Genomic DNA, 26,007 nt, shown 5'->3' with positions numbered 1-26,007 from the left:
GTGGCTCCCTAAAATAGTCAAAACTGGCTCTGGATAATAGCACCCCATCAGCGCTAAAAATCAAGGTAATTCAGGTACAACCCGGCTTCCCGTAACGAGGAGTAAAACATGAACGATTCCATCCGTCAGCGCCGTCTGGACGCCACACCGCGCGGTGTGGGCGTAATGTGCGATTTTCTGGTCGAGCAGGCTGAAAACGCCACGCTTATCGATACGCAGGGGCGCGAATACATCGACTTCGCGGCGGGGATCGCCGTGCTGAATACCGGGCACCGTCATCCGAAAGTGATCGCTGCCGTGCAGCAGCAGCTGACCCGTTTTACCCATACGGCTTTCCAGGTTATTCCTTATGAAAATTATATCTCGCTGGCGGAGCGCCTGAACGAACTGGCGCCGATAGCGGGCAAAGCGAAAACCACTTTTTTCACCACGGGCGCGGAGGCGGTGGAAAACGCGGTGAAAATCGCTCGCGCCGCGACCGGGCGTCCCGGCGTCATTACCTTTACCGGCGCGTTTCATGGCCGCACCATGATGACGATGGCGCTGACCGGCAAGGTCGCGCCCTATAAAACCGGCTTTGGCCCGTTCCCCGGCTCGGTGTTCCACGCCCGCTATCCCAACGAGCTGCACGGCGTCAGCGTGGAGGATGCGCTGCAAAGCCTGGACGATATCTTCCATTGCGATATCGCGCCGCAGGAAGTCGCCGCCATTATCTTTGAGCCGATTCAGGGCGAGGGCGGTTTCAACGTCGCGCCGCCGGAATTTGTCAGCGCGCTGCGCCGCCTGTGCGACGAGCACGGCATTCTGCTGGTGGCGGATGAGATCCAGACGGGCTTTGCGCGTACCGGTAAGGTGTTCGCCAGCGAATACTACCCGGATGCGAAACCGGATCTGCTGACAATGGCGAAAAGCCTGGGCGGCGGTTTCCCGATTTCCGGCGTGGTTGGCCGCGCCGAAGTGATGGACGCGCCGGGTCCTGGCGGGCTGGGCGGCACCTATGCCGGTAACCCGATCGCGGTTGCGGCGGCCCACGCGGTGCTGGATATCATTGAGGAAGAGCAGCTGTGCCAGCGTGCCGACAGGCTCGGCGCGGCCCTCAGCGAAGCCCTTATCGGCACCCGCCATCCCGCCATCGCTCAGGTACGCGGACGCGGCTCGATGATTGCAGTGGAATTCAATCATCCTGAAACCGGCGCGCCGGACAGCGCTTTTGCCCGCGATATTCAGCAACGAGCGCTGGCGCAGAACCTGATCCTGCTCACCTGCGGCGTGCACGGTAACGTGATCCGTTTCCTTTATCCGCTGACCATTCCGGACGAGCAGTTCAGCCGCTCGCTGACTATTCTGACCACCATCCTGAAAGCTTAAGGCATTCCCGGCTGCGTCACGCGGCCGGGCATATTTCGACAGACCTTTCATCTACTGACGCCCAAAGCGGGCTGCATCACGCGGCCATAAATGTTCTGCCTTATTTCCCGCCCGTTTCCGCTCGCAGCTTGTTAAACTGCGGCGGCGGCTGGCGAAAACGGCGGGTCAGCCAGGCCAGATAAAGCACGCCGAGCACTGCCCAAATCAGCCCCATCGTCAGCGATGTCGCCTCCAGGTTGATCCACAGTACCGCGACTGTGGCGGCGCCCACCATCGGCAACACCAGATAATGCAGCTTCTCCTTCCAGGTGCGATTGCGGCCTTCGCGGCGGTAAAAGTGGTTAAATACGGCGAGATTCACAAAGGTAAAGGCCACCAGCGCGCCGAAATTAATCAGCGCCGTCGCCGTTACCAGGTCGAAATACTGGGCGGAAAGCGCCACGATGCCGACCATAATCACGTTAAGCGCGGGCGTGCGCCATTTGGGATGCACGTAGCCGAACACCCTGGCCGGAAAGACGTTATCCCGACCCATCACGTACAGCAGACGGGAAACGCTGGCATGAGACGCCAGGCCGGAAGCCAGCGTATTGATAAAAGTGGTGCAGAGGAAAATCGACTGAAACAGCTTGCCGCCCACGTAGAGTGCGATTTCCGGCAGCGCCGCGTCGGGATTTTTAAAGCGGCTGATATCGGGGAAAAAGAGCTGCATAAAGAACGAGGCGGCAATAAAAATCAGTCCGCCGTAGAGCGCGGTCAGAAAGATGGCGCGCGGAATGGTTTTCCCGGCGTTGTGCGTCTCTTCGGAGAGCGTGGTAACGGCGTCAAAACCGAGAAACGAAAAGCAGACGATGGTCGCGCCGGTCATAATCGGCAGCAGGTGCGCGTTCTGGCTGATAAAAGGCTGTAGCGACCAGACCGTGCCGACGCCTTCACCGCGATACAGACCGTGGATCACCAGAAAAATAAATACGCTGATAATCGCGACCTGAACCAGCACAAACAGCGTATTGAAATTGGCTACCAGGCTGACGCTTTTCAGGTTGGCGGCGGTCATGATCGCCACAAAACCCACTACCCATATCCAGGGCGGCACTTCCGGAAACAGGACCGAAAGGTAAATCTTCGCCAGCAGCACGTTGATCATCGGCAGGAACAGATAGTCCAGCAGCGACGACCAGCCGACCAGAAAGCCGACGTGAGGATTGATCGCCTTCTGCGCATAGGTATAGGCGGAACCGGCTTCGGGAAACTGGCGCACCAGCTTGCCGTAGCTGACGGCGGTAAATAATACGCCGGCGAGCGCCAGCAGATAGGAAGCGGGAACGTGGCCGTTGCTGATACCGGAAACGATACCGAAGGTATCGAACACCGTCATCGGCGTCAGGTAGGCCAGCCCCATCATCACAATCTGCCAGAGCTTAAGGGATTTTCTCAGCCCCGGTTTGGCCGGGCTTTCTTCAGTGACGGCAGCCATTAGCAGCCCCCTTGCGGCGGCGCTGAGAGAACAGCCGTGGGCGGCTTAAGGGTATACGGGACGGGCAGATGCACCATTTCCGAACCTCATGATGTAGGGCGTTCCGCCGCCGCTTTTTTTCCTTCGGCGACAGGCGGTACGGGCCGGAAAACCGGCAGAGAGCGCGCTCGTTTCCAGACGGGGCGCATGGGCGAGGCTCTTCCTGAGGCCGGATGCCATCAGGCGTTTTTCAGCATCCAGTCAATTTCCGTATCTGTGATCAACCGCTCAAACTGCGTTAGCTCGTTGCTTTTGCAGGCGTGCCAGACGTGGCTGAAACGTTCGCCGAGCTGAGCACAGAGCGCCTCGTGCTGGGCGAATTCCCACAGCGCATCGCTCTGACGAATAGGGAATGGCAGCCCGTCCTGCTCCAGCCCGTTGCCCTCGACCTTCGGCGGCAGCGGCAAATCGTTATCCAGACCGTGCAGGATCCCGGCAAAAATGGCCGCCATTACCAGATAAGGGTTGGCATCCGCGCCCGCGACCCGATATTCCACGCGATGATTATCGCGATCGCCACAGGGAATGCGCAGGGCGACGGTGCGGTTATTGTGGCCCCAGGAAGCCTGCGTCGGCACATACATGCCTGCCTGAAAACGGCGATAGGAGTTGATATTAGGTGCCAGCAGCGCCATGGAGGCGGGCATCATCTCGATCATCCCGGCCAGCGAGCGTTGCAGAAGGGGGGAATCGTTGCCGTGCCGGTCGGCCAGCACGTTCTCGCCCTGGTCGTTCAGCATACTGATATGAATATGCATGCCGCTGCCGGCGTATTCCTCGTAGGGCTTGGCCATAAACGTGGCGTGCATATGATGTTTTTCCGCCACCAGCCGGATCAGGCGCTTCAGCGCCAGCGCATGATCGCACGCCTCCAGCGCGTTGCGGGTATGGTGCAGGTTAACTTCGAACTGGCCTGGCGACGCCTCCGCCAGCGCGCCGTCCGCCGGGATCTTTTGCAGCTGCGCCAGCTCGTCGATATCGTTTAACACGTCGGCAAAGTGATTGAGATTATCCACGGAGTAGACCTGGCTTTGCATATTGCGATCCTGGGTGCCGGGCGCGCAGGGCGGCTGAAGATAGCCTTCGGCGTCACGCTGCCGATCCAGTAAATAGAACTCCAGCTCTACCGCTACCACGGGATGCAGTCCACGCTGCTGTAGCTGCTGCCACAGGCGGTTAAGGACATTTCGCGGCTCAACGTCAAAGGGAGCGCCATCTTCGTCCAGCATCGTCAACAGCAGCTGGCCGATGGTCTGTGGATCGGCGGCGGAGGGCGTCAGCGTCCCGGCGATGGGCACACAGATGCGGTCGGGTTCGCCGGATGCCTGGCCCAGGCCCGCCGCCTCCACCACGTTGCCCAGAATATCCATCGCGAAAACGGAGGCGGGGAAATAGCAGCCTTTCTCCAGCTTACGCAGCGCCGCCACCGGGATGCGCTTGCCCCGGAAACAGCCGTTAAGATCGGTCAGCATCACATCGACGTAATGGGTATCCGGATAGCGGCTCAGATAGGCTTCGACCTCTCTGGCGAAGGCGCTGCTCCGTCTCTCTTCCGGCTGCTTAAAGTTTTCCACTGCTACAAGGTTAGTTTCCATGATTCACCGCTGTTGGCTTGGTAGGGGATAACAGGATCGCATTCACGTTGTTAAATATAATGCACACAAAAACAATCTGGACGGAAACAAATTGTTTGTCAAATGTTGCATTTGATTTAAAAAAGGGTTATCAAAATACCAGTCAGCGGAAATATTGCGCATTTCAGGTAATTTCAGACGCTTTTGTAAAAAATTCAGTCCGAAACAAGAGGTGAAGCATGGTCGATATATTTTACAGGCCGATTGTCGGGGTGGTGATGTGCAGCAACCCCGTCAAAGGCCAACAAAGTCATACCTTGCAAGATAAGTACCTGAATGCGGTTCTGGACGCGGGCGGTTTACCCATCGCCTTGCCGCACGCGCTGGCAGAGCCGGAATTGCTGGCAGGCGTGATGCCGCTGCTGGACGGCGTGTTGCTGCCGGGCAGCCCCAGTAATATGCAGCCGCACCATTATGGTGAAAACGGCGATGAGCCTGCCGCCGATCCCGGGCGAGATCTTCTGAGCATCGCGCTGATTGCGCAGGCGCTCGAAAGGCGCATCCCCATTTTTGCCATCTGTCGCGGTTTGCAGGAGCTGGTGGTCGCGACGGGCGGTACCCTCTACCGTCGCCTCTGCGACCATCCGCAGTTTCTTGAGCATCGTGAGGACCCGGATCTGCCAATAGATCAGCAATATGCGCCCTCGCATGAGATCAAAATCCAGCCGGACGGATTAATTTCGCAATTGATACCCGGAAGCAAAACATTCTGGGTAAACTCGTTGCACGGGCAGGGCGCAAAAACCCTTGGCCCGCGGCTTCGCGTGGAGGCGTACTCCCAGGACGGGCTGCCGGAGGCGGTCAGCGTGCTCGATCATCCCTACGCGCTGGGCGTACAGTGGCACCCGGAATGGAAAAGCAGCGAATATGCGCTGTCGCGCCTGTTGCTTGAAGGCTTTATCACGGCATGTCAGCAGCATCACGCTGAAAAGCAGCAGCTCTGACTCACATTGAAGGAAATGCGTTTATGAACAATGACGGCCTGGCACCAGGCAAGCGTTTGTCCGGGATCCGCCAGCAACTGGGTCTGTCACAGCGCCGGGTTGCCGAACTGTCTGGATTAACACACAGCGCCATCAGCACCATTGAACAGGACAAGGTCAGCCCGGCCATCAGCACGCTGCAAAAGCTGCTAAAAGTTTACGGGCTGTCGCTGTCCGAATTTTTTGCGGAGCCGGAGATCCCGGACGAGCCTCAGGTGGTGATTAATCCTGACGAGCTGATTGAGATCGGCAGTCAGGGCGTCTCCATGAAGCTTATCCATAACGGCGCGCCGAACCGCACGCTGGCGATGATGATTGAAACTTATCAGCCAGGCACCACCACAGGAGAGCGCATCAAGCATCAGGGGGAAGAGATAGGCACCTTGCTGGAAGGGGAAGTCGTGCTGAAATTCAACGGTCAGAGCTATCATCTGGTGGCGCAGCAAAGCTACGCCATTAACACCGGCATTCCGCACAGCTTCAGCAACACCTCGGCAAAAATTTGCCGCATTATCAGCGCCCATACGCCTACCACCTTCTGATGCCTGACGGCCGCTGCCGCGCGGGCCTGTGAACCACGACGGTGCATTCCCGCGCCTTTTGACGCCATACAGAGCGGCAACGGGCGCGGGTCGCGCCGCAAATACTCACCGAACCGATATCCGTCTGGATCTCTCTGGAGCCGTAAGCATGACTGAACATACGCAAAGCTACTATGCCGCCAGCGCCAACGCCTACACGCCGTTTCCGCCGCTGGAGGAGCCGATCTCCTGCGACGTTTGCATCATTGGTGCAGGCTACACCGGGCTGTCTTCGGCGCTGCATCTGGCGGAAAACGGCTACCAGGTCGTGGTGCTGGAAGCGGCGAAGGTCGGTTTCGGTGCCAGCGGGCGCAACGGCGGTCAGGTGGTCAACTCCTACAGCCGCGACGTGGACGTGATTGAAAAAAGCTACGGCAAAGATGCCGCCAGAATGCTGGGCAGCATGATGTTTGAAGGCGGCGATATTATTCGCGAGCGCATTAAACGTTACGGCATCGCCTGCGACTATCAGCAGGGCGGCCTTTTCGTGGCGCTGAACGCCCGTCAGTTCGCCACGCTGGAGGAGCAGAAGCAGAACTGGGAACGCTACGGCAACGACCAGCTGGAGCTGCTGGACGCCGGGCAGATCCGCCAGGAGATCGACAGCGATCGCTACGTCGGCGCGCTGCTGGACAAGCGCGGCGGCCATCTGCATCCGCTAAATCTGGCGATTGGTGAAGCGCAGGCGATAGTCCTGAACGGCGGCCGGATTTTCGAGCAGTCGCCGGTAGTGGAGATCCAGCATGGCAGCCCGGCCGTGGTAAAAACGGCGAAAGGGCAGGTTACGGCGCGCTATGTTATCGTCGCGGGCAACGCCTATCTCGGCAGCAAACTGGAGCCGTCGCTGTCGAAACGCAGTATGCCGTGCGGCACGCAGGTGTTGACCACGGAGCCGCTTGGCGCAGAGCTGGCCGCGTCGCTGCTCGCCTCCAACTACTGCGTGGAGGACTGCAACTACCTGCTGGACTATTTCCGGCTGACGGCCGACCATCGCCTGCTGTACGGCGGCGGCGTGGTCTATGGCGCGCGGGATCCTGAGGATATCGATCGGCTGATCGTGCCGAAGCTGCTGAAAACCTTTCCGCAGCTGAAAGGGGTAAAAATCGACTACCGCTGGACAGGCAACTTCCTGCTTACGCTCTCAAGGATGCCGCAGTTCGGCCGCCTGGAAAACAACATCTACTATATGCAGGGTGATAGCGGGCACGGCGTTACCTGTACCCATCTGGCCGGTCGGCTGATTTCGGAAGTGCTGCGCGGCGACGCCGAACGTTTCGACGCCTTTGCCCGCTTGCCGCACTATCCGTTCCCCGGCGGCCGCAATATGCGTATTCCGCTTACGGCGATGGGCGCGGCTTATTACAGCATCCGCGACAGGCTGGGCGTGTAGAGAGACAGCCATTTTGCAGCGTAATAAACAGGAACGGGCTCCTGGCGGGCATTACTGACGGACGAGGCGGCCCGTGGTCGGCTGCGCTTCAAAATCGCTTCTGAACGGATTGATATCCAGCCCGCCCCGGCGGGTGTAGCGGCCGAACACGCTTAGCTTTTCCGGGCGGCAATAGTGTTTGATATCGTTAAAGATGCGCTCAATGCACTGCTCGTGGAACTCGTTGTGCATCCTGAACGAAATCAGATAGCGCAGCAGTTTTTCCCGCTCGATCCGCTTGCCTTCATAATGGATGACCACGCTGCCCCAGTCGGGCTGATTGGTCACCAGACAGTTAGACTTAAGCAGGTTTGAGGAGAGCGTTTCGGCCACAACATCGCCGGAGGCGGCATCCTGCAGATGCTGCGGAGAAAAATCGTAGTCCTCCACGGCGATATCAAGATGGTCAATGCATTCGCCGGGCAGCGCTGCGGTAAAAGCGGCGTAGCCGTTTAAATCAGGATAGAGCTTGACCTTCACGCTGCCGTCGGCCGCCCGCGACAGATCGTTTTCCAGCGTGGTGGCGACCTCTTCCGGCGCGGCGAAGCGCGTCTGATTAAAGCTGTTCAGGTAAAGCTTAAAAGATTTTGATTCGATCAGATGCTGGCTGGTGGCCGGGATCCAGAATTCGGCGATAGCCACCACGGGTTTGCCCTTAGCGTTAAGCCAGGAAAGCTCGAAGCCCGTCCACAGGTCGAAGCCGGAAAAGGGCAGCTCCGCCGACGTCAGGCCGATTTCCTGGCGACCGCGCGACCGCGGCAGCGCCTCCAGCAGCTCCGGCGCATAATGCTGAACATAGCCGGTGCTTTTGCCCAGCAGCGTAATTTCCTCTGTTTTCATACTACTTCCTCTGCACGGTTAACCTGTTTTTCTTTATTGATATAGCGTCTGAACAGTTCACGGGTAGCGTAAATAGGGCCAACGCCCAGCAGCGCATAGCCCAGCTTGATAATGAACTGCGAAATAATCATGGTTTTAATCGTCGCCATGCTGAGCACGTTGTGAAAAGCCAGCGTACAGAAAATCACGCTATCAAGAGCCGAAGCGATAACGTTGCTGGTCAGCACGCGCACAAAAAGAAAGCGCGAATTGGTCAGCTCTTTTATTTTGCACAGGATCAGCGAGTTAATATTTTCCGACACCAGATACGCGGCCGAAGAGGCGAACAGTACGGAGACAATGCTGTTAACAAAGGTGGCGTAGGAGATATTCAGCTCCCACTCTTTCAGACCGGGTAAAAGGCTGGTCAGCCACAGGCCCGCCACAAACAGCGTATTAGAAATAAATGAAATAAATATCGTTCTTCTTGCCATTCTCAGGCCGTAAAACTCGTTGATAATATCCACCAGGATAAACGAGAGCGGATAGAAAAAAATGGCGGGCGGCACCACAAAATTCACCACGGGGATCAGCACGGGTTTCACGCCGCTCACGGTGCTGAGCGTATAAATAACCGTCAGCGCAATGCTGATGATCAGATAGGCGTACCAGGAGCGTTCATGCCTGTCGCCAATATCGTAAGAGGTCACGGTGCTGTTATCGCCATAAAGGCGACGATAAAGCGATTTCAGTTCATGCCGGTTAAAATCATCCGTGATTTCGCTGCTTTCCAGCTCGGGCAGGCCGATGCTGATATGCTTGCCGGTCGCCAGCACCATGACGTTGGCCGTAATCACATCCGAGCGGGTAAAGCCCAACAGCTTGTATTTCTTGTTTTGTTCCATGCAGAACAGTCCTTAGGGTTATTGGATTCTTTCTTCGATAATGGCGCCCAGCAGGGAAGCTTCCTCAGCGCCGGAGTAGATATCACTGACAAATAGCGCCTGAGTCGGGGAGGAAAACAGCGCCAGCTGTTTCTCCTGTGGCGGCGTATGGCGTTTGATAATAAGCACATCGCCAGGAAAAAACAGGTTGCCCAGATTTCTTTCAACCTGTAGCGCGACCGTGTTAGCGACCTCGCCAAAAAACCAGGTAACGGGATAGTGCGCCACCAGCTGGCCCACTCTTTTGTCCGCGCAGCGTAAAAATGCCGATTGAGGAATAACCGGCACGGCAGCCGGGTTTTTATCGCCGTCGGGCGACAGCGTATTTTCGATCAGTTCGATAGATTGCAGATCGTGATTTTCAATAATCTCGCACGACACGCCAAAGAAATCCGCGATTCGCGTAATGGTCGAGCGCTGTACGTTATTGACTTTGCCATCCAGGATTTTATACAGCGTCGCGCGGGTGACGCCGGTACGGTTGGCGAAAGAGACTTTTGTCTCGCCCCGGCTTTTAATAATATAATCTATATTGTTGATTATATTGTTTTTTCTCTGCAATGCCGATGTTTTCATGATAAGCGTCCGGTTGCTGTCATATGCCGCATTTTATAAGCAAATTTAATGTTATTCAATAAATGTGAAACAGGGAGTAGACAGGTCAGACCTGGTTTTGTCTGCTTTTTTGCTGTTGCATTAAGTGATAATTTAAATAAAATCAATCATTTATACTTTTATGGCTGGTTTGGTATTCATTTTAGTGGAAGTTTTGTCTCTTTTTTTGTTGACTTCATTAAGGGTGTAAGATTAAGTTATCTGTACAAAGCAGCACATAATAAAAATATCTCCAGTATTCTTGCCAACGCCAGGGAATCCAGTTCACCGTGCGAACCTGATGCTTACCCATCAGGTTCGCCAGAGTTGTTACGCTTAAAGGCGTAGATCCAGCTACACAATAACCTCTGTCTTTCGCGCCCCTTCTGTTGCGAAGCATGAACCATGCCAAAAAAATAACCAGGGTATGGTCGCTGAACGCAGATTGTCGACCGCCGCATTTTTCACAAATCCTTATCGTCCCAGGGCTTCTCATATAAAAATTTAATTTTTTCCGGTTTGGTAAAATTAAACCCCATTACGCCTGGTATTTTTCGTATTACGTTTGCTGCAAAAAGTGTGGGTATTAAACCCGCCGTTAATTAATGCGCGTTTCGCGCGGAGATCCGACACCAGAAATAGCTTGCTGGGACGGCTCTTATTTGTAATTAATAATCATTCTCATTATAGTGGCGTTTTCCGCTTGTCGGCTATCACGCAGCCGGGCCTGCATTTTTGAGGAGAAACCGACAGACGCGACTTTTCCTCATCGCATGCCTGTCCGGGTTTTTATTGAGAGCATGTAGATGAATATTAAGTTATTTTTCACCCGAAATGCGCGCGCGGCTTGCCGGCTGGGCGCGCTTTTTTTTACCTGTTTTTATACGACAGGCGCCTGGTGTCAGCCCGATATGCGGCCGTCTGGCCCGAATATTGCGGATAAGGGATCGGCTTTTTATCACTTTCGCGTCAGCACGCTTGATTCCGCCGATGGACAGCGACATTACAAAATATGGACGGGCATTCCCAATAAGAAAGCGCCGCCTGCCGGCTTTCCCGTGATGTATCTGCTCGACGGCAACGCCGTAATGGACAGGCTGTCGGAAGGGCTGCTGCAAACGCTGTCGGCGCAAAACCCGCCGGTGATTGTCGCCGTTGGCTATCAGACGACGCTGCCTTTTGACCTGGCCGCCAGAACCTATGATTACACGCCGCCGGACGGCGAAAAAAGCGCCCGGCCCGGAGGAAGAAAGGGCGGCGGCGACGCTATTTTTCGCCGTCTGCTTGAGGAAAAAATTGCGCCGCAGGCCGAAAGAGGGTTAAAGATAAACTCCGCCGGGCGTGGCCTCTGGGGCCATTCCTTAGGCGGGGTCTTTACGCTGAACGCCTGGCTCTCCTCGTCGTTCTTTCATTTTTACTATCCGACCAGCCCAACGCTGAACCGGCAGTACGACGGCGTGCTGGCTAAGTTGGCGAAGGTCGAAGCGTCGCGCTTCTGCGCGAAGTCGCTCTATGTCAGTGAAGGCGACGGCCAGCCGGGAAACAATCCGCATGCGCCGGCGGCGGAAGTGCAGGACAGGGTTCGCGCCACGCTGGCATCGCTGCGCCAGGCCGGTTTATCTGCCGCCTACTGGTCGTGGCCTGAACTTTCGCACGGTCAGACCTTTGATGCCGGTTTCCGGCAGGCCTTACGCCATCTGGCGCAGCATGGCGAAGAGCGGGGCGCGTGCCGACAGGCTGAATAGAGATAAAAGGCGTGCGCGGCGCAGGGATAAGCCATGCACGCGGGCGTCTTCCGCCAGCGAGCATGTGCTTGCCGCGCCGTAGCGCGGGTTTTACGGTTACTTTACCCCGCTAAAGACCGGTGTTTTTGTCAGCTATACCCAGGCCGGTTCTCCAGCAGAAAATCAATCAGCGCCTTTACTCTTTTCGTTTTACCCGCGCTTTTTGCGTAATAGAGATAAACCGGCGGATAGGTCTTCCAGAAAGCTTCCATCACCGGCAGAAACCTCTCTTTATCCGGCTGCAGCTGCAAAACCGGCTCGAACAGCCTGCCGATACCCAGCCCGCTGCGGATGCCGTCAGCCATCACGTCGATGTCGTTGCTGATAAGCTGGCCCGGCATATCCACGGTCAGCTGTTCGCCGTTGTGCTCCAGCATCAGCGGCAGGAGGCGGTGAGCGGTAATAAATCGGTAGCCGATAAGCTGGTGCTGCGGCAGATCGGCTGGCGTTGTCGGCGTACCGAACGCCTTCAGGTAGGCTGCCGAAGCGTACAGCCCTTCACGAAAGGGCTTCATCAACTGGCGCGCCACCACGCCGCCCTCAAGGATATCGCCAAAACGGATCCCCACATCGACCCGCTCATCAACAAGATGCACGGTGCCGTCGTACACGGACACTTCCAGCCGGATGCCCGGATAACGCTGGCAAAATGCCGCCATCACCGGTTTGAGGATCAGCAGATAAGCGAAGCGGGAAAGCGTGATCCTGACCAGCCCGGAAGGCGCCTGCTGCTGACCCCGGATATTTTCCAGCGAGTTTTCCAGCGATTCCACCGCGGATAAGGTTTGCTCTAACAGCTGCCGTCCGGCATCCGTTAACTCAATACGCCGGGTGGTGCGCACGAAAAGAGGATGGCCGATATGCTGCTCAAGCAGCTTAAGCGCCTTGCTGACCGAGGGCGGCGTGATTTCCAGTTTCCTGGCGGCGGCCGAAATAGAGCCTTCACGAGCGATGCTCTGAAAAATGCGGATCTGGTTGTATATCACGTTATTCATTACGTCGTCCTGATGCAGCCACGCCGCTGATTATTAGCCACAGGCTAATTATCCATAAGCCGATACTGTCCTAATTCTATCAGGATCGCGAGCCTATACTTTCCTTCGGCAACCTCCCGCCGGGTAAATCAGGGAAAATGAGAAAGGAGATTAACGGCTAAAAATGAATATAGTTATTATTTCTGGACACCCGGATCTGACGAAGTCAATCGGTAACGCAACCATCCTGAACGAGGTGGCTAAGGCGCTGCCAGATGCGGAAATCCGTCGTCTGGATACCTATTATCCGGGCTATCAAATTGACGTGCGGGCTGAGCAGGAGGCGTTGTTAAAAGCCGAGGCGATCGTCTGGCAGTTTCCGTTTTCCTGGTATTCGCTGCCGGGGATCATGAAAGTCTGGCTGGACGAGGTTTTTGTTCACGGGTTTGCACAGGGTTCAACGGCAAAACTCGGCGGCAAAAAACTTATCCTTTCCTTTACCACCGGTGCAGCACAGGCGCTTTATTCTGCTGAAGGTGCATTCGGGCATAGCCTTGATGATTATCTTATTCAGTTTGAAACGACGGCCAGGCTGTGCAATCTGGAGATGCAAACACCCGTGTACACCTGTGGCATAAGTTACGCGGAGCGGGATGAAAACATCGCGCAGCAGAAAATGTTGGCCAAGGATCACGCCGCACGGCTCATTGCGCAGTTAAAAGCGTTAGCGTCGAAACCGGCGCTTTAGATCCTGTTAATAAAGGAGAAAAGGTAATGGACTATACGCAACTGGGGAAAAGCGACTTAACGGTTTCCCGTCTCTGTCTGGGCTGCATGGGATTTGGCGATGCGGCGACGGGCCAGCACAGCTGGACGCTGGCTGAAGCGGAAAGCCGTGAGATCATCCGTTACGGCCTGGAGCAGGGCGTGACTTTTTTCGATACGGCGATAGCCTATCAAAACGGTTCAAGCGAGCGCTATCTCGGCCGGGCGCTGCGGGATATGGCGAGGCGCGATGAGGTGGTGGTCGCCACCAAATTTCTGCCGCGCACGCCACAACAAATAGCCAGCGGCGTTACCGGCAAACAGGCTATTGCTCGATCGCTTAACCAAAGCCTGCAAAACCTGGGCATGGAACATATCGATCTCTATATCTGTCACGCCTGGGATCACCATACGCCAATACTTGAGGTGCTTGAGACGCTGCATCAGGCCGTTCAGGCGGGCAAAATCCGTGCTATCGGCATTTCTAACTGCTTCGCGTGGCAGCTGGCTAAAGCGAATGCGCTGGCCGAGCGGGAAGGTCTGACCGGTTTTGTTTCCGTACAGAGCCATTACAACCTGATTATGCGCGAGGACGAGCGCGAATTAGTCGGCTTATGCGCTGAAGATAATATTGCGATGACCCCTTACAGCGCGCTGGCCAGCGGTCGTCTTGCCCGGCTGGATAATCCGCCAACGCGGCGTGCCGCTGAAGATGCGTATGCGAAAGGAAAATACGATAAAACGGCGGCGCAGGACCGCATTATTATTGAACGCGTAGCGGAGCTTGCCCGTCGGTATCAGGTTTCCATGACCGAAATTTCACTCGCCTGGCTGTTAACTAAAGTCACCGCGCCGGTCGTCGGCGCCACCAAAAAGCAGCATCTCGACGGCGCGGTAAAAGCCGTGAAGTTGCAGCTCAGTCAGGAAGATATTCACTTTCTGGAGGCGTGCTATCAGCCGCACGCTCTGGTGGGGATGATGGCGCAAAAAACGCCTCAGACAGAGGATCGAAAGAAGGTATGAGCGCGTTAAGCATTGTCCTGCCCTGATAGCAAAGAAAGGAGACGGTAAATCATGATGAAAAGGCTCCTCGCGGCACAAATCCTGGCGGTAACGCTTTATCTGCCGATCGACAGCCCGGCGTTTGCCACTGACGCAACAGCGGCGAATAAACCGGCTATGTGCATTGTCGAGCTGGAAGTTAAAGCGGGAAAAAGCGATCGCTACCGTGACATCATCAAAACGACCAGCCGTTTCGCTATAGAAAACGAGCCGGGAACCTTAGCGCTGTACGCTTTCAGGCATCAGGACAACCCTTATCTGACCTACAGAGTAGAAGTATATGCAGATGATGAAGCGTACAAAAAGCATTTAGCGTCCAGAGCGTATCAGGCTTTTATTCAGCAGGCGCCTGAGGTGGTCGCTAAGGAGAGAAAAACAGAACTTGTTCCGCAGTTCCTGGGCGATAAGCGCATCGTTCAGGATGAAAAAACAATCGATAACCTGGTGATTGTCGATGTGAAACCCGAGCATCAGCAGGCGTTTAAAAATATCGTGCTGCCGGAAATGGCGGAATCTTTAAAAGTTGAAGAGGGCGTCCTGGCAATGTATGCCGCGACGGATGCGCAAAATACCCGCCGCTGGTACTTCTACGAAATCTACGCCAGCGCCGCTGCGTATCAGCAACACCGGGCAACGCCGCACTTCAGAGCGTATATAGCGCAAACGGCACAAATGTCCGCCAGGAAAGAATCTGTCCCTGTCACGCCCGTCCTGCTCACAAACAAGGGCGGTATAAGGCCGGATAAAACACGTTAAGAATGCTGTCTTGCGTTTAATGGATCCTTGAGGCTAAACGATGAAAAAAGTGCTTGCCGCCGCCGCGATATCGCTGGTCCTTGCCGATGTCGCTTTTGCTGAAGAGAAAAGAGGTGAATTTATGTTGAAGGTTACTCCATCCGCCCTGTCGGTCGCGGATATCGAGTCGGTTTCTCCCGCGCTGGCCCGCTTTGGGCGTGAGGCTATAACGGACGATCTGTGGAAACGCGACGCGCTGTCGCTGCGGGATCGTAGCATCGTGACGGTGGCTATTCTTATCGCCAGAAATCAGCCTGCCGAGCTTGGCCATTACGTCGGCGTGGCGCTGGATAGCGGCGTTACGCCAGCGGAAGTATCAGAAATTATCACGCATCTCGCTTTCTATTCCGGCTGGCCAAATGCCATGGCCGCGATTGCCGCGACTAAAAGTGTGTTTCACGAGCGCGGCGTCAGCGCCGAACAGCTAGCCGAAGCCTCTCCGGCGCTGTTGCCGCTTAATCAGGAGGTGGAAAAACAGCGGGCGGAAACGGTGGAAAAAAACGTGGGGCCTGTTTCTCCCGGTCTGGTTAAGTTTACGGCCGAGCCTCTTTTTCTCGATCTGTGGCAGCGACCCGCGCTGGCGCCAAGGGATCGCAGCCTGGTCACCGTCAGCGCGCTGATTGCCTCGGGGCAGAGCGCGCAGATTGGTTATCACCTTAACCGCGCGATGGACAATGGCTTAACGGCTGAGGAGGCGGGTGAGATTGTAACCCAGGCAGCCTTCTACGCCGGCTGGCCAAATGCGTTTTCCGCCGCGCCAGTTGTAGGCGAAGTGCTGCGCGCTCGCGCGGCGAAAGAAGGCTAAACAGCCATCAGCACAACATGCCCGGCGTTTTTGCGCCGGCCCTTTATGCTTCATTCTGCCATTCTGCCATTCTGCCATTCTGCCATTCTGCCATTCTGACCGTCTGACCGCCTGACCGCCTGACCGCCTGACCATGCGCGCTTCCTTATTCACAAGAACGCGCTCTTCTTCAAAACAGTTCCTGACTGTCCTCTGTACGGCTGCACTGCCCGATGAGCTTCTGACGCGGTAGCACGCGCTAACCGGGCGTTCTTAACGTAGAGCACTTTGATGAAATTCATCATGATTAATAACTGCCGTTATGGTGATTATTGGAAATAATATTAATTAATTAACTAATTAAAAGGTTTTACTCTGAATTAGATCGAGATCAAAAAAAGAATAATTTTTAAGATGAATCCGATTCTTTTTTAGTTACCCTATTCAGTCACTTAACGCAAATTTTAATAAAATCCCTTATAAATCAGATCACAAATTATAAATCAGCATGTTGCCTGTGGCGGGCAGGCTGCTATAGTCACGCCCGTACACAAGGAAAGTGTGCGCTCTGCCTGCTTTCCATGCTTATTTTTTACAGGAATAAATATGAGCAACTCTTATCAGAACGAAATCCCCAAAGCCCGCGTTAACATCACGTTGGATCTGCATACCGGCAACGCCCAAAAGAAAATAGAGCTGCCTTTGAAGCTGCTGGTCACCGGCGACTTCAGCCACGGTCAGGAGCAGCGCGCGCTGTCCGAGCGTGAAAAAGTCAACGTGAATAAAAACAACTTCGACAGCGTTCTGGCGGCGTTCTCCCCGGCTCTCAATATTTCCGTGGAAAACACGCTGGCCAACGACGGCAGTGAGGAAAACGTCCGGCTGACTTTCCGCGAGATGAAGGACTTCAAGCCGGAGCAGGTGGCGCGTCAAATCCCACAGCTTAAGGCGATGCTGGCGATGCGCAATCTTCTGCGCGACCTGAAGGCCAACCTGCTGGATAACGTCACCTTCCGCAAGGAGCTGGAAACCATCCTGAAAAACCCTGCCCTGAGTGACGAACTGCGCACCGAACTGTCCGCCCTGGCAACGGAAAAAGCCTGATTGCTGACGCCTGGTCCCGAACACTTCAGGTTGCAGCACGGCGGCAGACGGGCAGCTCCCGGCAGGCTTAGTTAAGCCGCCAGGCGAGCAGCTGACGCATTTGCAGCAGGAAGCGTGACGGAAATATTAATGGACTAATACAAGAGAATGCTGATGTCTGTACAAAATGAAACCTCCTCTGCCGGTACCGCTACCGTGCTCGATCGCCCTGCTACGGGCGGTGTTTACGCGTCACTGTTTGAAAAAATCAATCTGAGTCCGGTAACGCATCTCAGCGACCTGAACGTCTGGCAGGACAACCAGGCGATGTCCGATGCCAGCGTCGACGAACGCGTAACCGCCGCCATGAAGGTGCTGGTTGAATGTCTGAACCAGTCCGGTTCGCAGGTGGATAAACTGGATAAAACTCTGCTGGATCACCATATCGCGCAGCTGGATGAGCAGATCAGCCGCCAGCTTGATGCGGTGATGCACCATGACGAGTTCCAGAAAGTCGAATCCCTGTGGCGCGGCCTGAAGTCGCTGGTGGATAAAACCGACTTCCGTCAGAACGTGAAGATAGAAGTGCTCGATCTGTCGAAAGAGGATCTGCGTCAGGATTTCGAGGACGCGCCGGAAATTATCCAGAGCGGCCTGTACGCGCACACCTATATTGCCGAATACGACACGCCGGGCGGCGAACCGATTGGCGCGCTGATCTCCTCCTGGGAGTTTGACGCCTCGGCACAGGACGTGACGCTGCTGCGCAACATATCTAAAGTAGCCGCTTCCGCGCATATGCCGTTTATCGGTTCGGTCGGCCCGCAGTTTTTCCTGAAGGACAGCATGGAAGAGGTGGCGGCGATTAAAGATATCGGTAACTACTTCGACCGCGCGGAATACATCAAGTGGAAGTCGTTCCGCGAAAGCGATGACTCGCGCTACATCGGCCTGACCATGCCGCGCGTGCTCGGGCGTCTGCCGTACGGCCCGGATACCGTGCCGGTACGCAGCTTTAATTATGTCGAAGAGGTAAAAGGCCCGGATCACCACAAATATCTGTGGACCAACGCCTCATTCGCTTTTGCCGCCAACATGGTAAAAAGCTTTATCAACAACGGCTGGTGCGTGCAAATCCGCGGGCCGCAGGCGGGCGGCGCGGTGACCGATCTGCCGATCCACCTGTACGATCTCGGCACCGGCAATCAGGTGAAAATCCCTTCTGAGGTGATGATCCCGGAAACCCGCGAGTTTGAGTTTGCCAACCTTGGTTTTATCCCGCTGTCGTACTATAAAAACCGCGACTATTCATGCTTCTTCTCCGCCAACTCAACGCAAAAACCGACGCTGTACGACACCGCCGACGCCACGGCCAACAGCCGGATCAACGCGCGCCTGCCGTATATCTTCCTGCTGTCGCGCATTGCGCACTACCTGAAGCTGATCCAGCGTGAAAACATCGGCACCACTAAAGATCGTCGCCTGCTGGAGCTGGAGCTGAATACCTGGGTTCGCGGCCTGGTGACGGAAATGACCGATCCGGGCGACGAGTTGCAGGCTTCCCATCCGCTGCGCGATGCCAAAGTGATGGTTGAAGATATCGAAGACAATCCGGGTTTCTTCCGCGTCAGGCTGTTCGCGGTGCCACATTTCCAGGTGGAAGGCATGGACGTCAACCTGTCTCTGGTTTCCCAGATGCCAAAAGCGAAAGCGTAAGGCGGAGACGGGATGAAAACGCAACAGCCGCTGTGGGATCGGGGCGTCATGGTCTCGCCACAGCATTTCCAGCAGCAGGCCGCGTATGCGGCCTGGTCAGCGGAATGTATCGCACAGAGGGGACTGAATCATCCCTGGGGCGTAATCCGCGCCGAATTTGAACCCGAGATCCTGAAGCTGGGGCGGCTACAGGCGCGTCATCTTCACGTGCGCTTCCAGGACGGCACGCTTATCGATACCGACAACGGCGACGATCTGCCGCCGGCGATCGTGCCGGAAGGTCAGGAGGTCGTGGTCGTGCTTGCGCTGCCCTTGCTCAGGGCGAACGGCGGCAACTGCCTGCGTCCCGATGAGGTTGCCGAACGTCCGGTGCGCTATCGTCAGCGCTGGCGCGACATTCGTAACCAGTTTGGCGACGATACGCGCCAGATTGCGGTGATCAAGCCCGAGCTGACGCTGCGTTTTGCCCATCAGGACAACAGTGATTATCTGGTCTGTCCGGTAGCGCGTCTGAAGCAGGACAGCCAGAGCGGCTGGACGCAGGACGAGACATTTCTGCCCGCGATACTTACGGTGCAGAGCAGTCCGTGGCTGCTGTCGCAGCTTGACCTGCTGATGACCCAGCTGCGCACCCGCCTTAACCGGCTGATGGCCATGCGCCGCGAAAGTAACGAACGCATGGCGGATTTTGCCGTTGCCGATGTCTCGCTGTTCTGGCTGCTCAATGCGCTGAACAGCGCCGAACCGGTGCTGAACCAGTTTCTGCGCTTCCCGCAAAGCGCGCCGGAGCGGCTTTACCCGGAGCTGGCGCGTCTGGCAGGCAGCCTGCTGACTTTTTCGCTGGAGCATCAGGTCAGCGCCATCCCGGCTTATCAGCACGCCCGGCTGAACGACGTTTTCCCGCCGCTGTTCGCGCTGTTGGGCGATTTGCTGGAGGCCAGCCTGCCGTCGCGGGTGGTGCCTGTCGCTCTGGAGCAGGATAAGCGGCTGCGTCAGTGGCTGGCGCGCCTGCACGATCCCCGACTGCGCGAGGAGGCGGATTTCTATCTTTCCGTCCGTTCGCCTTTGCCTGCGGCACAGCTGCAGGAGCAGTTCCCGCGCCAGTGCAAAGTCGGCAGCCCGGATTACGTTACCGGGCTGGTAAACGCCTCGCAGCAGGGCATTCCGCTGAAGCCGCTGCATCACGTGCCTGCGGCCATTCCGCTGCGCCTGGAAAACCAATATTTCGCGCTCGATCTGTCGCATCCGGCCGCCGCAGAGATGCTGGCAAGCGGGAACTGCATGTTCTACGTGCCGGGCATGTTGGGCGAACCTGAACTTGAACTGTTTGCGGTGCTGAGAACATGAGCCAGAAAGAAGAGTGTGATATCGACGCGCTGCTGCAAAACACCTGGCTGCAGGTCATCAGTCTGCGCCATGGCCCGGTATTTGAGGAGGGGGAAGGGCGCGTACTGTGGGAGCGCTGCGTGGCAGAAGCGGAACAGGTGCAGCTGGCGCTTAGTGAAGCCGGCTACGACGAACAAAGCCGCGAGCATATTTTGTATGCGCAATGCGCCCTGATTGACGAGGTCGTTAAGGGGCGCGGCGTGCAGGATGACGCCTGCGTGCAGTGGTATCACATGCCGCTTCAGGGGCATTTCCTCGGCACGCTGGACGCTGGCGACAGGCTCTGTAACCGCATGAGAGAAGTCCTGCACGAACCTGCGCCAAATCCTGCCGTTCTGACCTGCTTCCAGCGCGTGATGCTGCTGGGTTTCCTTGGCGGCTATCGTTCGCTGAACGACCCGGAACGGGAAAAGCTGGTGCAGGCGCTGAACGATCAGGTTGCACCATTCAGCGGGCCGCGGACGCAGAGCGTACTGGCGGAAAGTAAACCCGGTCGGGGGCTCGGCGGCTGGCTGGCCAGCTGGCCGCTGCGTATTGGCTTTTCGATCCTGTTACTGGCCGTCGTCTGGTGGGGGCTGGATCGCTGGCTGAGCAGCCTGGTGGCGTCGCTGCTGCCGGGAGTCGTGCCGTGAGTCCCGGACTGCAACGCACGCTGGCGTTCTGGGCCGCGCTGCTTGCTGCCGGGCTGTGTCTGCTTTTTCTGCCGGTTTCGCGGTCTGTTGCCGTGGTGCTGATGTTGTGCTGGTGGGCGCTGATTATCGTGGTGCTGGCCGGCCGGCCTCGTCCGGCGCAGGAAGACGCATTATGTGCCGACGATCTTCCTGATACCGCTTACCGGCAGCCGGTGGTGCTGGTCTGTGGCGACAGCGCGCAGGCGTGGCCGGATGACGCCTCGGTGTTGACCGTAGCGCACGGCTGCTGGGTGCGGGTGGCCAGGCATCAGGCGCTGGACGTGGTAGGCCGTCAGCTATTGTCCCTGCGGCCGGAGTGGGGCCGCCAGCTTTCGGTGACGATCGGTATTTCTCCTCAACAGCATCAGGACTATGAAGCCCTGACCAGCCAGCTGCTGACGCTGCGCTGGCAGCTCGAGCAGCTACGGCGCGAAACCGGCTATTCCGTGCCGCTGGTGCTGTGCGGTCAGGTAGGTAGCGCGATGATCGACGAGCCTCTCTGGCAGGCGGCGATGCCCGACGAGTCGGTACGCGTCTGGCGCGACAGCATGGCTCCTTGCACGCTGAGCAGCTGGCTGGCGGCGGGCGGATACGCGGCCTGGCAGCAGCAGGTGCTGTTCAACAGCCTGACGACATGGCTTCAGCGACACGTTGAGGCGGTATTCGCCGACGGCGCGCGGCCAGTCTGCGTCGTCCGGGGGCTGAGCGCGGCGATTGACGGCGGCGCGTCACCTTCTTCCCTCTGGATCCGCTGGATGCAGCAGCATAGCGCGCTGAACCGCGTCAACGGGTGGCTTCCGGCAGGATCTTCCTCGTTATCTTCACCGCTGCCGGAATGTGTTCTGCCGCTGTTGCCGGAGGGCGGCGGCCTGACGCCACCCCAGCGCGCCTGCCGCTACGGCCTGGGACTGTTCGTTATCGTGGCGATTGTCGCGCTATGCAGCAGCGCCTGGAACAATCGCCAGCTGGTACAGCGCATCGCGTTCGATATCAATGATTACCAGCGTATCGCCATGGACGACTACGCGCCGAAAGCGGCGGCGGTCGAGGTACTGCGTCAGGATGCCGCCGGGCTGGATAACTATGCCCGCAACGGCGTGCCGCTGCGCCTCGGGCTGGGGTTATATCAGGGCGGACGACTGCAACGGCCGCTGCTGGAAGCTATCCGCGCCTGGGTTCCGCCGCCGCCACCACCGGCGCCCGTCGCGGAGAAAGTGCCGGAAACCGTCCGCCTCGACAGCCTTTCGCTGTTCGATACCGGCAAAGCGGTGCTTAAACCCGGCTCGCTGAAGCTGTTGGTTAACGCGCTGGTGGATATCAAAGCGCGACCGGGCTGGCTGATTGTGGTGGCCGGGCACACCGACAGTACCGGCGAGGCGCAGGCCAACCAGCAGCTGTCGCTGAAGCGGGCAGAAGCGCTGCGTGACTGGATGCTGCAAACCAGCGACGTTTCGCCGACCTGTTTTGCCGTGCAGGGCTTTGGGGCCAGTCGCCCCATCGCCACCAACGCTACCCCCGCAGGGCGCGCGTTAAATCGCCGGGTTGAAATTAGTCTGGTGCCGCAGGCAAACGCCTGCCTGGCGGCAGACCATCCCCAAACGTCATCACAGGATGATGACATAACAGCAAACCCTGAATAGTTCGGGCTGTCTCGCGGCGTCCGCTGAGCGCATTTTCCCATGCTGTGGTCGGGGAAAACGGCGGCGGCCAGCCAGAAGGCGGCACAAATTAGGACGGGATAAAAAGGAGAAGTAACACATGGCAATTCCAGTCTATCTGTGGCTGAAAGACGACGGCGGCGCGGACATCAAAGGCTCCGTGGATGTGAAAGATCGTGAAGGCAGCATCGAAGTGTTGGCGCAGGAACATAACCTGTACATCCCGACCGACAACAACACCGGCAAGCTGACCGGCACCCGCGTGCATACGCCGTTTATGTTCGCCAAGGAAATCGATTCCTCCAGCCCGTACCTCTATAAAGCGGTGACCACCGGCCAGACCCTGAAATCCGCCGAGTTCAAGTGGTATCGCATCAACGATGCGGGTCAGGAAGTGGAGTATTTCAATACCAAACTGGAGAACGTCAAGCTGGTGAAAGTGGCTCCGCTGATGCACGACGTCAAGGACGCCTCGAAGGAGAAGCATAACCACCTGGAGCGTATCGAACTGCGCTACGAAAAAATCACCTGGGCCTATAAAGACGGCAACATCATTCATTCCGACTCCTGGAACGAACGGACTACTGCCTGATAAGCCCCAGCGGGCGGTTCGCCGCCCGCTGTTTTATTTGCTGAGCCACTGCTGAGCGGCGGCTCAGCAAATAATCCCACCTTCTGACCTGATGCGCTTCGGGTTCCTCACAGCAGGGAATAGCGACGGGCGGTAGCGTGTCTGAACCTGATTAATTACGGAAGAGAGAAGAACATATGGAAAACCAGTCGGCCGTTCTGCTGCGTCGTTTAAATCCGTTCTGCGCCCGCGCGCTGGAGGCCGCCGCGTCGCTGTGCCAGACCCGCGCCCACAGCGAAATCCGCATTGAGCACTGGCTGCTGAAGCTGCTGGAGCAGGGCGAAGGCGATATCACCGTGCTGGCGCGTCGCTATGAATGGGACATGGATGGTATCTGGCAGGCTCTGCTGAGCTGGCTGGATAACGTACCGCGTTCGGTGCGCACCCGCCCTGGGCTTGCCGACTCGCTGCTGGCGCTGATTAAGCAGGCGTGGCTGATCGCCTCGCTGGAAGACGATGCCGCCCATATTCGCAGCCACCACCTGCTGGCGGCGCTGACCGATAAGCCGTCGCTGGTTGGCTGCGAAGGGCTGTGGCCGCTGCTGAGCCTGAGCCGCAGCCAGCTGGATCGCCTGCGTCCGCTGCTGGACGCGCAGTCCGACGAGCGCCCGGAAGTGCAGCAGCAGGAGAGCCTTAACGTCTTATCCACGACGCTGGGCGAGACCGGGGAGCAGGCGAACGGCAGCGTATCCGGCGGTACGCTGAGTGAAGCCTTACAGGCGGCACTCGACAAGTTCACGCTCGACATCACCGCCAAAGCGCAGGCCGGGCTGATCGATCCGGTATTTGGTCGCGATACCGAAATCCGCCAGATGGTCGATATCCTGTCGCGCCGCCGCAAGAACAACCCGATCCTGGTCGGCGAGCCGGGCGTCGGCAAAACCGCGCTGGTGGAAGGGCTGGCGCTGCGCATTGCGGAAGGCAACGTGCCGGGCAGCCTGAAAACCGTCTCGCTGCGTACCCTTGACCTGGGGCTGTTGCAGGCTGGCGCGGGCGTAAAGGGCGAATTCGAGCAGCGTCTGAAGAACGTTATCGAAGCGGTACAGCAGTCGGCGACGCCGGTGCTGCTGTTTATCGACGAGGCGCACACCATTATCGGCGCGGGCAACCAGGCGGGCGGAGCCGATGCCGCCAATCTGCTGAAGCCGGCGCTGGCGCGAGGCGAGCTGCGCACTATCGCCGCCACCACCTGGAGCGAGTACAAGCAGTACTTTGAGAGGGATGCCGCGCTGGAGCGCCGCTTTCAGATGGTGAAGGTTGACGAGCCGGATGACGAGACCGCCAGCCTGATGCTGCGCGGCCTGAAATCGCGCTACGCGCAGCACCACGGCGTCCATATCTCCGACGACGCGGTAAAAGCGGCGGTCACTCTGTCGCGCCGCTATCTGACGGGGCGTCAGCTGCCTGACAAAGCGGTGGATCTGCTGGACACTGCCGCCGCGCGCGTGCGTATGAGCCTGGATACCGTGCCGGAGGCGATCACCGCTCTTAACGCGCAGATCACCGCGCTGGAGATGGAAAATCAGGGGCTCCAGGAGGATATCGCTCTCGGCGAGACCATCCGTAACGGACGGCTGACCGAAATTGAAAGTGGGATTGCCGCGCGTCGGGATGAGCTGGCGATCCTGGAGGCGCAGTACGATCGCGAAAGATCGTTAACGCAACGGCTGCTGGCGTGCCGTACCGACATCAGCCGCCAGGCCGAAACGGGCGAGCTTCAGCAGCAGCTGCTGGCCGTCCGGCAGGATAACCCGCTGCTGGCGCTTGACGTTGACGCCCGTACGGTGGCTGGCGTGATTGCCGACTGGACCGGCGTGCCGCTCTCCTCCCTGATGAAGGATGAGCAGGCGGAGCTGCTGACTCTGGAAGCGGAAATCGGCAGGCGCGTGGTCGGCCAGGATGCGTCGCTCAATGCCATCGCACAACGCCTGCGCGCGGCGAAAACCGGGCTGACCGCTGAGAACGGTCCGCAGGGCGTGTTTCTGCTGGTCGGGCCGAGCGGCACCGGCAAAACCGAGAGCGCGCTGGCGCTGGCCGACGTGCTGTACGGCGGCGAGAAGTCGCTGATTACGCTTAACCTGTCGGAATATCAGGAGCCGCATACCGTCTCGCAGCTGAAAGGCTCGCCGCCGGGCTACGTCGGCTACGGCCAGGGCGGCATCCTCACCGAGGCGGTGCGCAAGCGCCCGTACAGCGTGGTGCTGCTCGACGAGGTGGAAAAAGCGCATCGCGACGTGCTCAACCTGTTCTACCAGGTCTTCGATCGCGGCTTTATGCGCGACGGCGAGGGGCGCGAGATCGATTTTCGCAATACCGTGATCCTGATGACCTCCAACCTCGGCAGCGACGCTATCATGCAGCGGCTGGAAGAGAACCCGGACGCCACGGAAGGCGAGTTGCAGACGCTGCTGCGCCCAATGCTGCGCGACCACTTTCAGCCCGCGCTGCTGGCGCGCTTTCAGACGGTGATTTACCGCCCGCTGAATGAAACCGCGATGCGCACTATCGTGGACATGAAGCTGAACCAGGTCAGCCTGCGCCTGGCGCGCCACTACGGCCTGAAAACCACCCTGGGCGACAGCCTGCCAGCGGCGCTGACCGCCGCCTGCCTGCTGCCGGATACCGGCGCGCGCAATATCGACAGCCTGCTTAACCAGCAGATCCTGCCGGTGCTGAGCCAGCAGCTGCTACAGCAGATGGCGGCGAAGCAGAAACCGCAGCACCTCCGGCTTTACTGGGATGAGGAAGAGGGCATCGTGCTGGAGTTTGACGGCCCGCAGGCGGACGCGCTGTAACCCCTTAACCCGAGGGGGATACCTTTGTGCCCCTC

General features: G+C 57.7%; 23 protein-coding genes. 17 read left to right on the top strand and 6 right to left on the bottom strand.

The window, feature by feature from the left end; genetic code table 11:
- Window positions 1–108 precede the first annotated feature (108 nt).
- On the top strand, window positions 109–1,368 hold the full coding sequence (locus tag ACMGEE_RS09110; RefSeq protein ID WP_436829932.1) for a 4-aminobutyrate--2-oxoglutarate transaminase: 1,260 nt from the start codon (window positions 109–111) through the stop codon (window positions 1,366–1,368).
- Window positions 1,369–1,468: 100 nt separating this feature from the next.
- Here the strand turns inward: ACMGEE_RS09110 and ACMGEE_RS09105 are convergent, their stop codons facing one another.
- Both ACMGEE_RS09105 and ACMGEE_RS09100 read right to left on the bottom strand, forming a co-directional pair.
- Entirely contained in the window at window positions 1,469–2,845 is a 1,377-nt protein-coding gene (locus ACMGEE_RS09105; protein WP_370734644.1) for an APC family permease, read from the bottom strand.
- Window positions 2,846–3,063: 218 nt separating this feature from the next.
- Complete coding sequence (locus tag ACMGEE_RS09100) at window positions 3,064–4,479, bottom strand: glutamine synthetase family protein (RefSeq protein ID WP_253458453.1); 1,416 nt, start codon at window positions 4,477–4,479, stop codon at window positions 3,064–3,066.
- A gap of 218 nt (window positions 4,480–4,697) precedes the next feature.
- Here ACMGEE_RS09100 and puuD point away from each other — a divergent pair, with 218 nt between their 5' ends.
- The 3 genes from puuD to ACMGEE_RS09085 all read left to right on the top strand — a co-directional run bounded on the left by puuD (window position 4,698) and on the right by ACMGEE_RS09085 (window position 7,472).
- Window positions 4,698–5,462 (top strand): gamma-glutamyl-gamma-aminobutyrate hydrolase, encoded by a 765-nt coding sequence (gene puuD, locus ACMGEE_RS09095; protein WP_301250593.1) that lies wholly within the window; start codon window positions 4,698–4,700, stop codon window positions 5,460–5,462.
- Between the two features lie 23 nt (window positions 5,463–5,485).
- Window positions 5,486–6,043 (top strand): HTH-type transcriptional regulator PuuR, encoded by a 558-nt coding sequence (puuR, locus tag ACMGEE_RS09090; RefSeq protein ID WP_253458460.1) that lies wholly within the window; start codon window positions 5,486–5,488, stop codon window positions 6,041–6,043.
- Between the two features lie 148 nt (window positions 6,044–6,191).
- Window positions 6,192–7,472 (top strand): NAD(P)/FAD-dependent oxidoreductase, encoded by a 1,281-nt coding sequence (locus tag ACMGEE_RS09085; protein ID WP_253458463.1) that lies wholly within the window; start codon window positions 6,192–6,194, stop codon window positions 7,470–7,472.
- Between the two features lie 51 nt (window positions 7,473–7,523).
- On the opposite strand, the gene queF is transcribed toward ACMGEE_RS09085, so the two are convergent.
- From queF to ACMGEE_RS09070, 3 genes are read right to left on the bottom strand one after another with little or no spacing between them, the layout of a single operon-like run.
- Window positions 7,524–8,351 carry an NADPH-dependent 7-cyano-7-deazaguanine reductase QueF gene (gene queF, locus ACMGEE_RS09080; RefSeq protein ID WP_253458467.1) on the bottom strand — a complete coding sequence of 276 codons (828 nt, stop codon included), beginning with the start codon at window positions 8,349–8,351 and terminating at the stop codon, window positions 7,524–7,526.
- The gene (locus tag ACMGEE_RS09075) at window positions 8,348–9,235 is read right to left on the bottom strand and encodes a queuosine precursor transporter (protein ID WP_253458470.1); all 888 of its coding nucleotides are present in this window, start codon (window positions 9,233–9,235) and stop codon (window positions 8,348–8,350) included. The genes queF and ACMGEE_RS09075 overlap by 4 nt, the downstream gene beginning before the upstream one ends.
- A gap of 18 nt (window positions 9,236–9,253) precedes the next feature.
- Entirely contained in the window at window positions 9,254–9,850 is a 597-nt protein-coding gene (locus ACMGEE_RS09070) for a helix-turn-helix domain-containing protein (protein WP_301730044.1), read from the bottom strand.
- A gap of 48 nt (window positions 9,851–9,898) precedes the next feature.
- On the opposite strand from ACMGEE_RS09070, the gene ACMGEE_RS09065 reads away from it, so the two are divergent.
- Window positions 9,899–10,216 carry a hypothetical protein gene (locus ACMGEE_RS09065; protein ID WP_436829931.1) on the top strand — a complete coding sequence of 106 codons (318 nt, stop codon included), beginning with the start codon at window positions 9,899–9,901 and terminating at the stop codon, window positions 10,214–10,216.
- Window positions 10,217–10,674: 458 nt separating this feature from the next.
- Complete coding sequence (locus ACMGEE_RS09060) at window positions 10,675–11,613, top strand: alpha/beta hydrolase (RefSeq protein WP_369896230.1); 939 nt, start codon at window positions 10,675–10,677, stop codon at window positions 11,611–11,613.
- Between the two features lie 128 nt (window positions 11,614–11,741).
- Here the strand turns inward: ACMGEE_RS09060 and ACMGEE_RS09055 are convergent, their stop codons facing one another.
- On the bottom strand, window positions 11,742–12,647 hold the full coding sequence (locus tag ACMGEE_RS09055) for a LysR family transcriptional regulator (RefSeq protein WP_253458482.1): 906 nt from the start codon (window positions 12,645–12,647) through the stop codon (window positions 11,742–11,744).
- A 163-nt stretch (window positions 12,648–12,810) separates the two neighbouring features.
- Here ACMGEE_RS09055 and ACMGEE_RS09050 point away from each other — a divergent pair, with 163 nt between their 5' ends.
- The 11 genes from ACMGEE_RS09050 (at window position 12,811) to tssH (ending at window position 25,972) form a co-directional block, all read left to right on the top strand.
- Window positions 12,811–13,374, top strand: a complete 564-nt coding sequence (locus ACMGEE_RS09050) for an NAD(P)H-dependent oxidoreductase (protein ID WP_436829930.1) — start codon at window positions 12,811–12,813, stop codon at window positions 13,372–13,374.
- 26 nt (window positions 13,375–13,400) lie between these two features.
- A complete protein-coding gene (locus ACMGEE_RS09045) occupies window positions 13,401–14,414 on the top strand; it encodes an aldo/keto reductase (RefSeq protein ID WP_253458495.1) in 1,014 nt (337 codons plus the stop codon).
- Window positions 14,415–14,465: 51 nt separating this feature from the next.
- Window positions 14,466–15,209, top strand: coding sequence for a putative quinol monooxygenase (locus ACMGEE_RS09040; RefSeq protein ID WP_436829929.1), 744 nt, complete (start codon window positions 14,466–14,468; stop codon window positions 15,207–15,209).
- A 40-nt stretch (window positions 15,210–15,249) separates the two neighbouring features.
- The gene (locus ACMGEE_RS09035; protein ID WP_253458499.1) at window positions 15,250–16,053 is read left to right on the top strand and encodes a carboxymuconolactone decarboxylase family protein; all 804 of its coding nucleotides are present in this window, start codon (window positions 15,250–15,252) and stop codon (window positions 16,051–16,053) included.
- A gap of 585 nt (window positions 16,054–16,638) precedes the next feature.
- Window positions 16,639–17,136, top strand: a complete 498-nt coding sequence (tssB, locus tag ACMGEE_RS09030) for a type VI secretion system contractile sheath small subunit (RefSeq protein WP_436829928.1) — start codon at window positions 16,639–16,641, stop codon at window positions 17,134–17,136.
- 147 nt (window positions 17,137–17,283) lie between these two features.
- On the top strand, window positions 17,284–18,831 hold the full coding sequence (gene tssC, locus ACMGEE_RS09025; RefSeq protein WP_301250584.1) for a type VI secretion system contractile sheath large subunit: 1,548 nt from the start codon (window positions 17,284–17,286) through the stop codon (window positions 18,829–18,831).
- Window positions 18,832–18,843: 12 nt separating this feature from the next.
- Window positions 18,844–20,178 (top strand): type VI secretion system baseplate subunit TssK, encoded by a 1,335-nt coding sequence (gene tssK / locus ACMGEE_RS09020; protein ID WP_436829927.1) that lies wholly within the window; start codon window positions 18,844–18,846, stop codon window positions 20,176–20,178.
- Window positions 20,175–20,849, top strand: coding sequence for a type VI secretion system protein TssL, short form (tssL, locus tag ACMGEE_RS09015; RefSeq protein WP_369896222.1), 675 nt, complete (start codon window positions 20,175–20,177; stop codon window positions 20,847–20,849). Before tssK ends, tssL begins: the two co-directional genes overlap by 4 nt.
- Window positions 20,846–22,528 carry an OmpA family protein gene (locus ACMGEE_RS09010; RefSeq protein ID WP_436829926.1) on the top strand — a complete coding sequence of 561 codons (1,683 nt, stop codon included), beginning with the start codon at window positions 20,846–20,848 and terminating at the stop codon, window positions 22,526–22,528. The genes tssL and ACMGEE_RS09010 overlap by 4 nt, the downstream gene beginning before the upstream one ends.
- 118 nt (window positions 22,529–22,646) lie before the next feature.
- Window positions 22,647–23,138, top strand: a complete 492-nt coding sequence (locus tag ACMGEE_RS09005; RefSeq protein WP_436829925.1) for an Hcp family type VI secretion system effector — start codon at window positions 22,647–22,649, stop codon at window positions 23,136–23,138.
- A gap of 176 nt (window positions 23,139–23,314) precedes the next feature.
- The gene (tssH, locus tag ACMGEE_RS09000) at window positions 23,315–25,972 is read left to right on the top strand and encodes a type VI secretion system ATPase TssH (RefSeq protein WP_436829924.1); all 2,658 of its coding nucleotides are present in this window, start codon (window positions 23,315–23,317) and stop codon (window positions 25,970–25,972) included.
- Window positions 25,973–26,007: the final 35 nt, after the last annotated feature.

Origin of the sequence: Erwinia artemisiae (assembly GCF_051400835.1) — a bacterium.
Taxonomy (GTDB): domain Bacteria; phylum Pseudomonadota; class Gammaproteobacteria; order Enterobacterales; family Enterobacteriaceae; genus Erwinia; species Erwinia aeris.
This window is presented reverse-complemented; position numbering and strand designations above follow the sequence as displayed.

What these genes read in the sequence shown, in the direction of transcription:
- ACMGEE_RS09005 (WP_436829925.1), top strand. Translation starts at nt 22,647, where the DNA reads ATGGCAATTCCAGTCTATCTGTGGCTGAAAGACGACGGCGGCGCGGAC.
- queF (WP_253458467.1), bottom strand. Translation starts at nt 8,351, where the DNA reads ATGAAAACAGAGGAAATTACGCTGCTGGGCAAAAGCACCGGCTATGTT.
- tssL (WP_369896222.1), top strand. Translation starts at nt 20,175, where the DNA reads ATGAGCCAGAAAGAAGAGTGTGATATCGACGCGCTGCTGCAAAACACC.
- ACMGEE_RS09055 (WP_253458482.1), bottom strand. Translation starts at nt 12,647, where the DNA reads ATGAATAACGTGATATACAACCAGATCCGCATTTTTCAGAGCATCGCT.
- puuD (WP_301250593.1), top strand. Translation starts at nt 4,698, where the DNA reads ATGGTCGATATATTTTACAGGCCGATTGTCGGGGTGGTGATGTGCAGC.
- ACMGEE_RS09105 (WP_370734644.1), bottom strand. Translation starts at nt 2,845, where the DNA reads ATGGCTGCCGTCACTGAAGAAAGCCCGGCCAAACCGGGGCTGAGAAAA.
- ACMGEE_RS09040 (WP_436829929.1), top strand. Translation starts at nt 14,466, where the DNA reads ATGATGAAAAGGCTCCTCGCGGCACAAATCCTGGCGGTAACGCTTTAT.
- tssC (WP_301250584.1), top strand. Translation starts at nt 17,284, where the DNA reads ATGCTGATGTCTGTACAAAATGAAACCTCCTCTGCCGGTACCGCTACC.
- puuR (WP_253458460.1), top strand. Translation starts at nt 5,486, where the DNA reads ATGAACAATGACGGCCTGGCACCAGGCAAGCGTTTGTCCGGGATCCGC.
- ACMGEE_RS09100 (WP_253458453.1), bottom strand. Translation starts at nt 4,479, where the DNA reads ATGGAAACTAACCTTGTAGCAGTGGAAAACTTTAAGCAGCCGGAAGAG.
- ACMGEE_RS09085 (WP_253458463.1), top strand. Translation starts at nt 6,192, where the DNA reads ATGACTGAACATACGCAAAGCTACTATGCCGCCAGCGCCAACGCCTAC.
- tssB (WP_436829928.1), top strand. Translation starts at nt 16,639, where the DNA reads ATGAGCAACTCTTATCAGAACGAAATCCCCAAAGCCCGCGTTAACATC.
- ACMGEE_RS09050 (WP_436829930.1), top strand. Translation starts at nt 12,811, where the DNA reads ATGAATATAGTTATTATTTCTGGACACCCGGATCTGACGAAGTCAATC.
- ACMGEE_RS09065 (WP_436829931.1), top strand. Translation starts at nt 9,899, where the DNA reads ATGTTATTCAATAAATGTGAAACAGGGAGTAGACAGGTCAGACCTGGT.
- ACMGEE_RS09110 (WP_436829932.1), top strand. Translation starts at nt 109, where the DNA reads ATGAACGATTCCATCCGTCAGCGCCGTCTGGACGCCACACCGCGCGGT.
- ACMGEE_RS09075 (WP_253458470.1), bottom strand. Translation starts at nt 9,235, where the DNA reads ATGGAACAAAACAAGAAATACAAGCTGTTGGGCTTTACCCGCTCGGAT.
- tssH (WP_436829924.1), top strand. Translation starts at nt 23,315, where the DNA reads ATGGAAAACCAGTCGGCCGTTCTGCTGCGTCGTTTAAATCCGTTCTGC.
- ACMGEE_RS09035 (WP_253458499.1), top strand. Translation starts at nt 15,250, where the DNA reads ATGAAAAAAGTGCTTGCCGCCGCCGCGATATCGCTGGTCCTTGCCGAT.
- tssK (WP_436829927.1), top strand. Translation starts at nt 18,844, where the DNA reads ATGAAAACGCAACAGCCGCTGTGGGATCGGGGCGTCATGGTCTCGCCA.
- ACMGEE_RS09045 (WP_253458495.1), top strand. Translation starts at nt 13,401, where the DNA reads ATGGACTATACGCAACTGGGGAAAAGCGACTTAACGGTTTCCCGTCTC.
- ACMGEE_RS09070 (WP_301730044.1), bottom strand. Translation starts at nt 9,850, where the DNA reads ATGAAAACATCGGCATTGCAGAGAAAAAACAATATAATCAACAATATA.
- ACMGEE_RS09060 (WP_369896230.1), top strand. Translation starts at nt 10,675, where the DNA reads ATGAATATTAAGTTATTTTTCACCCGAAATGCGCGCGCGGCTTGCCGG.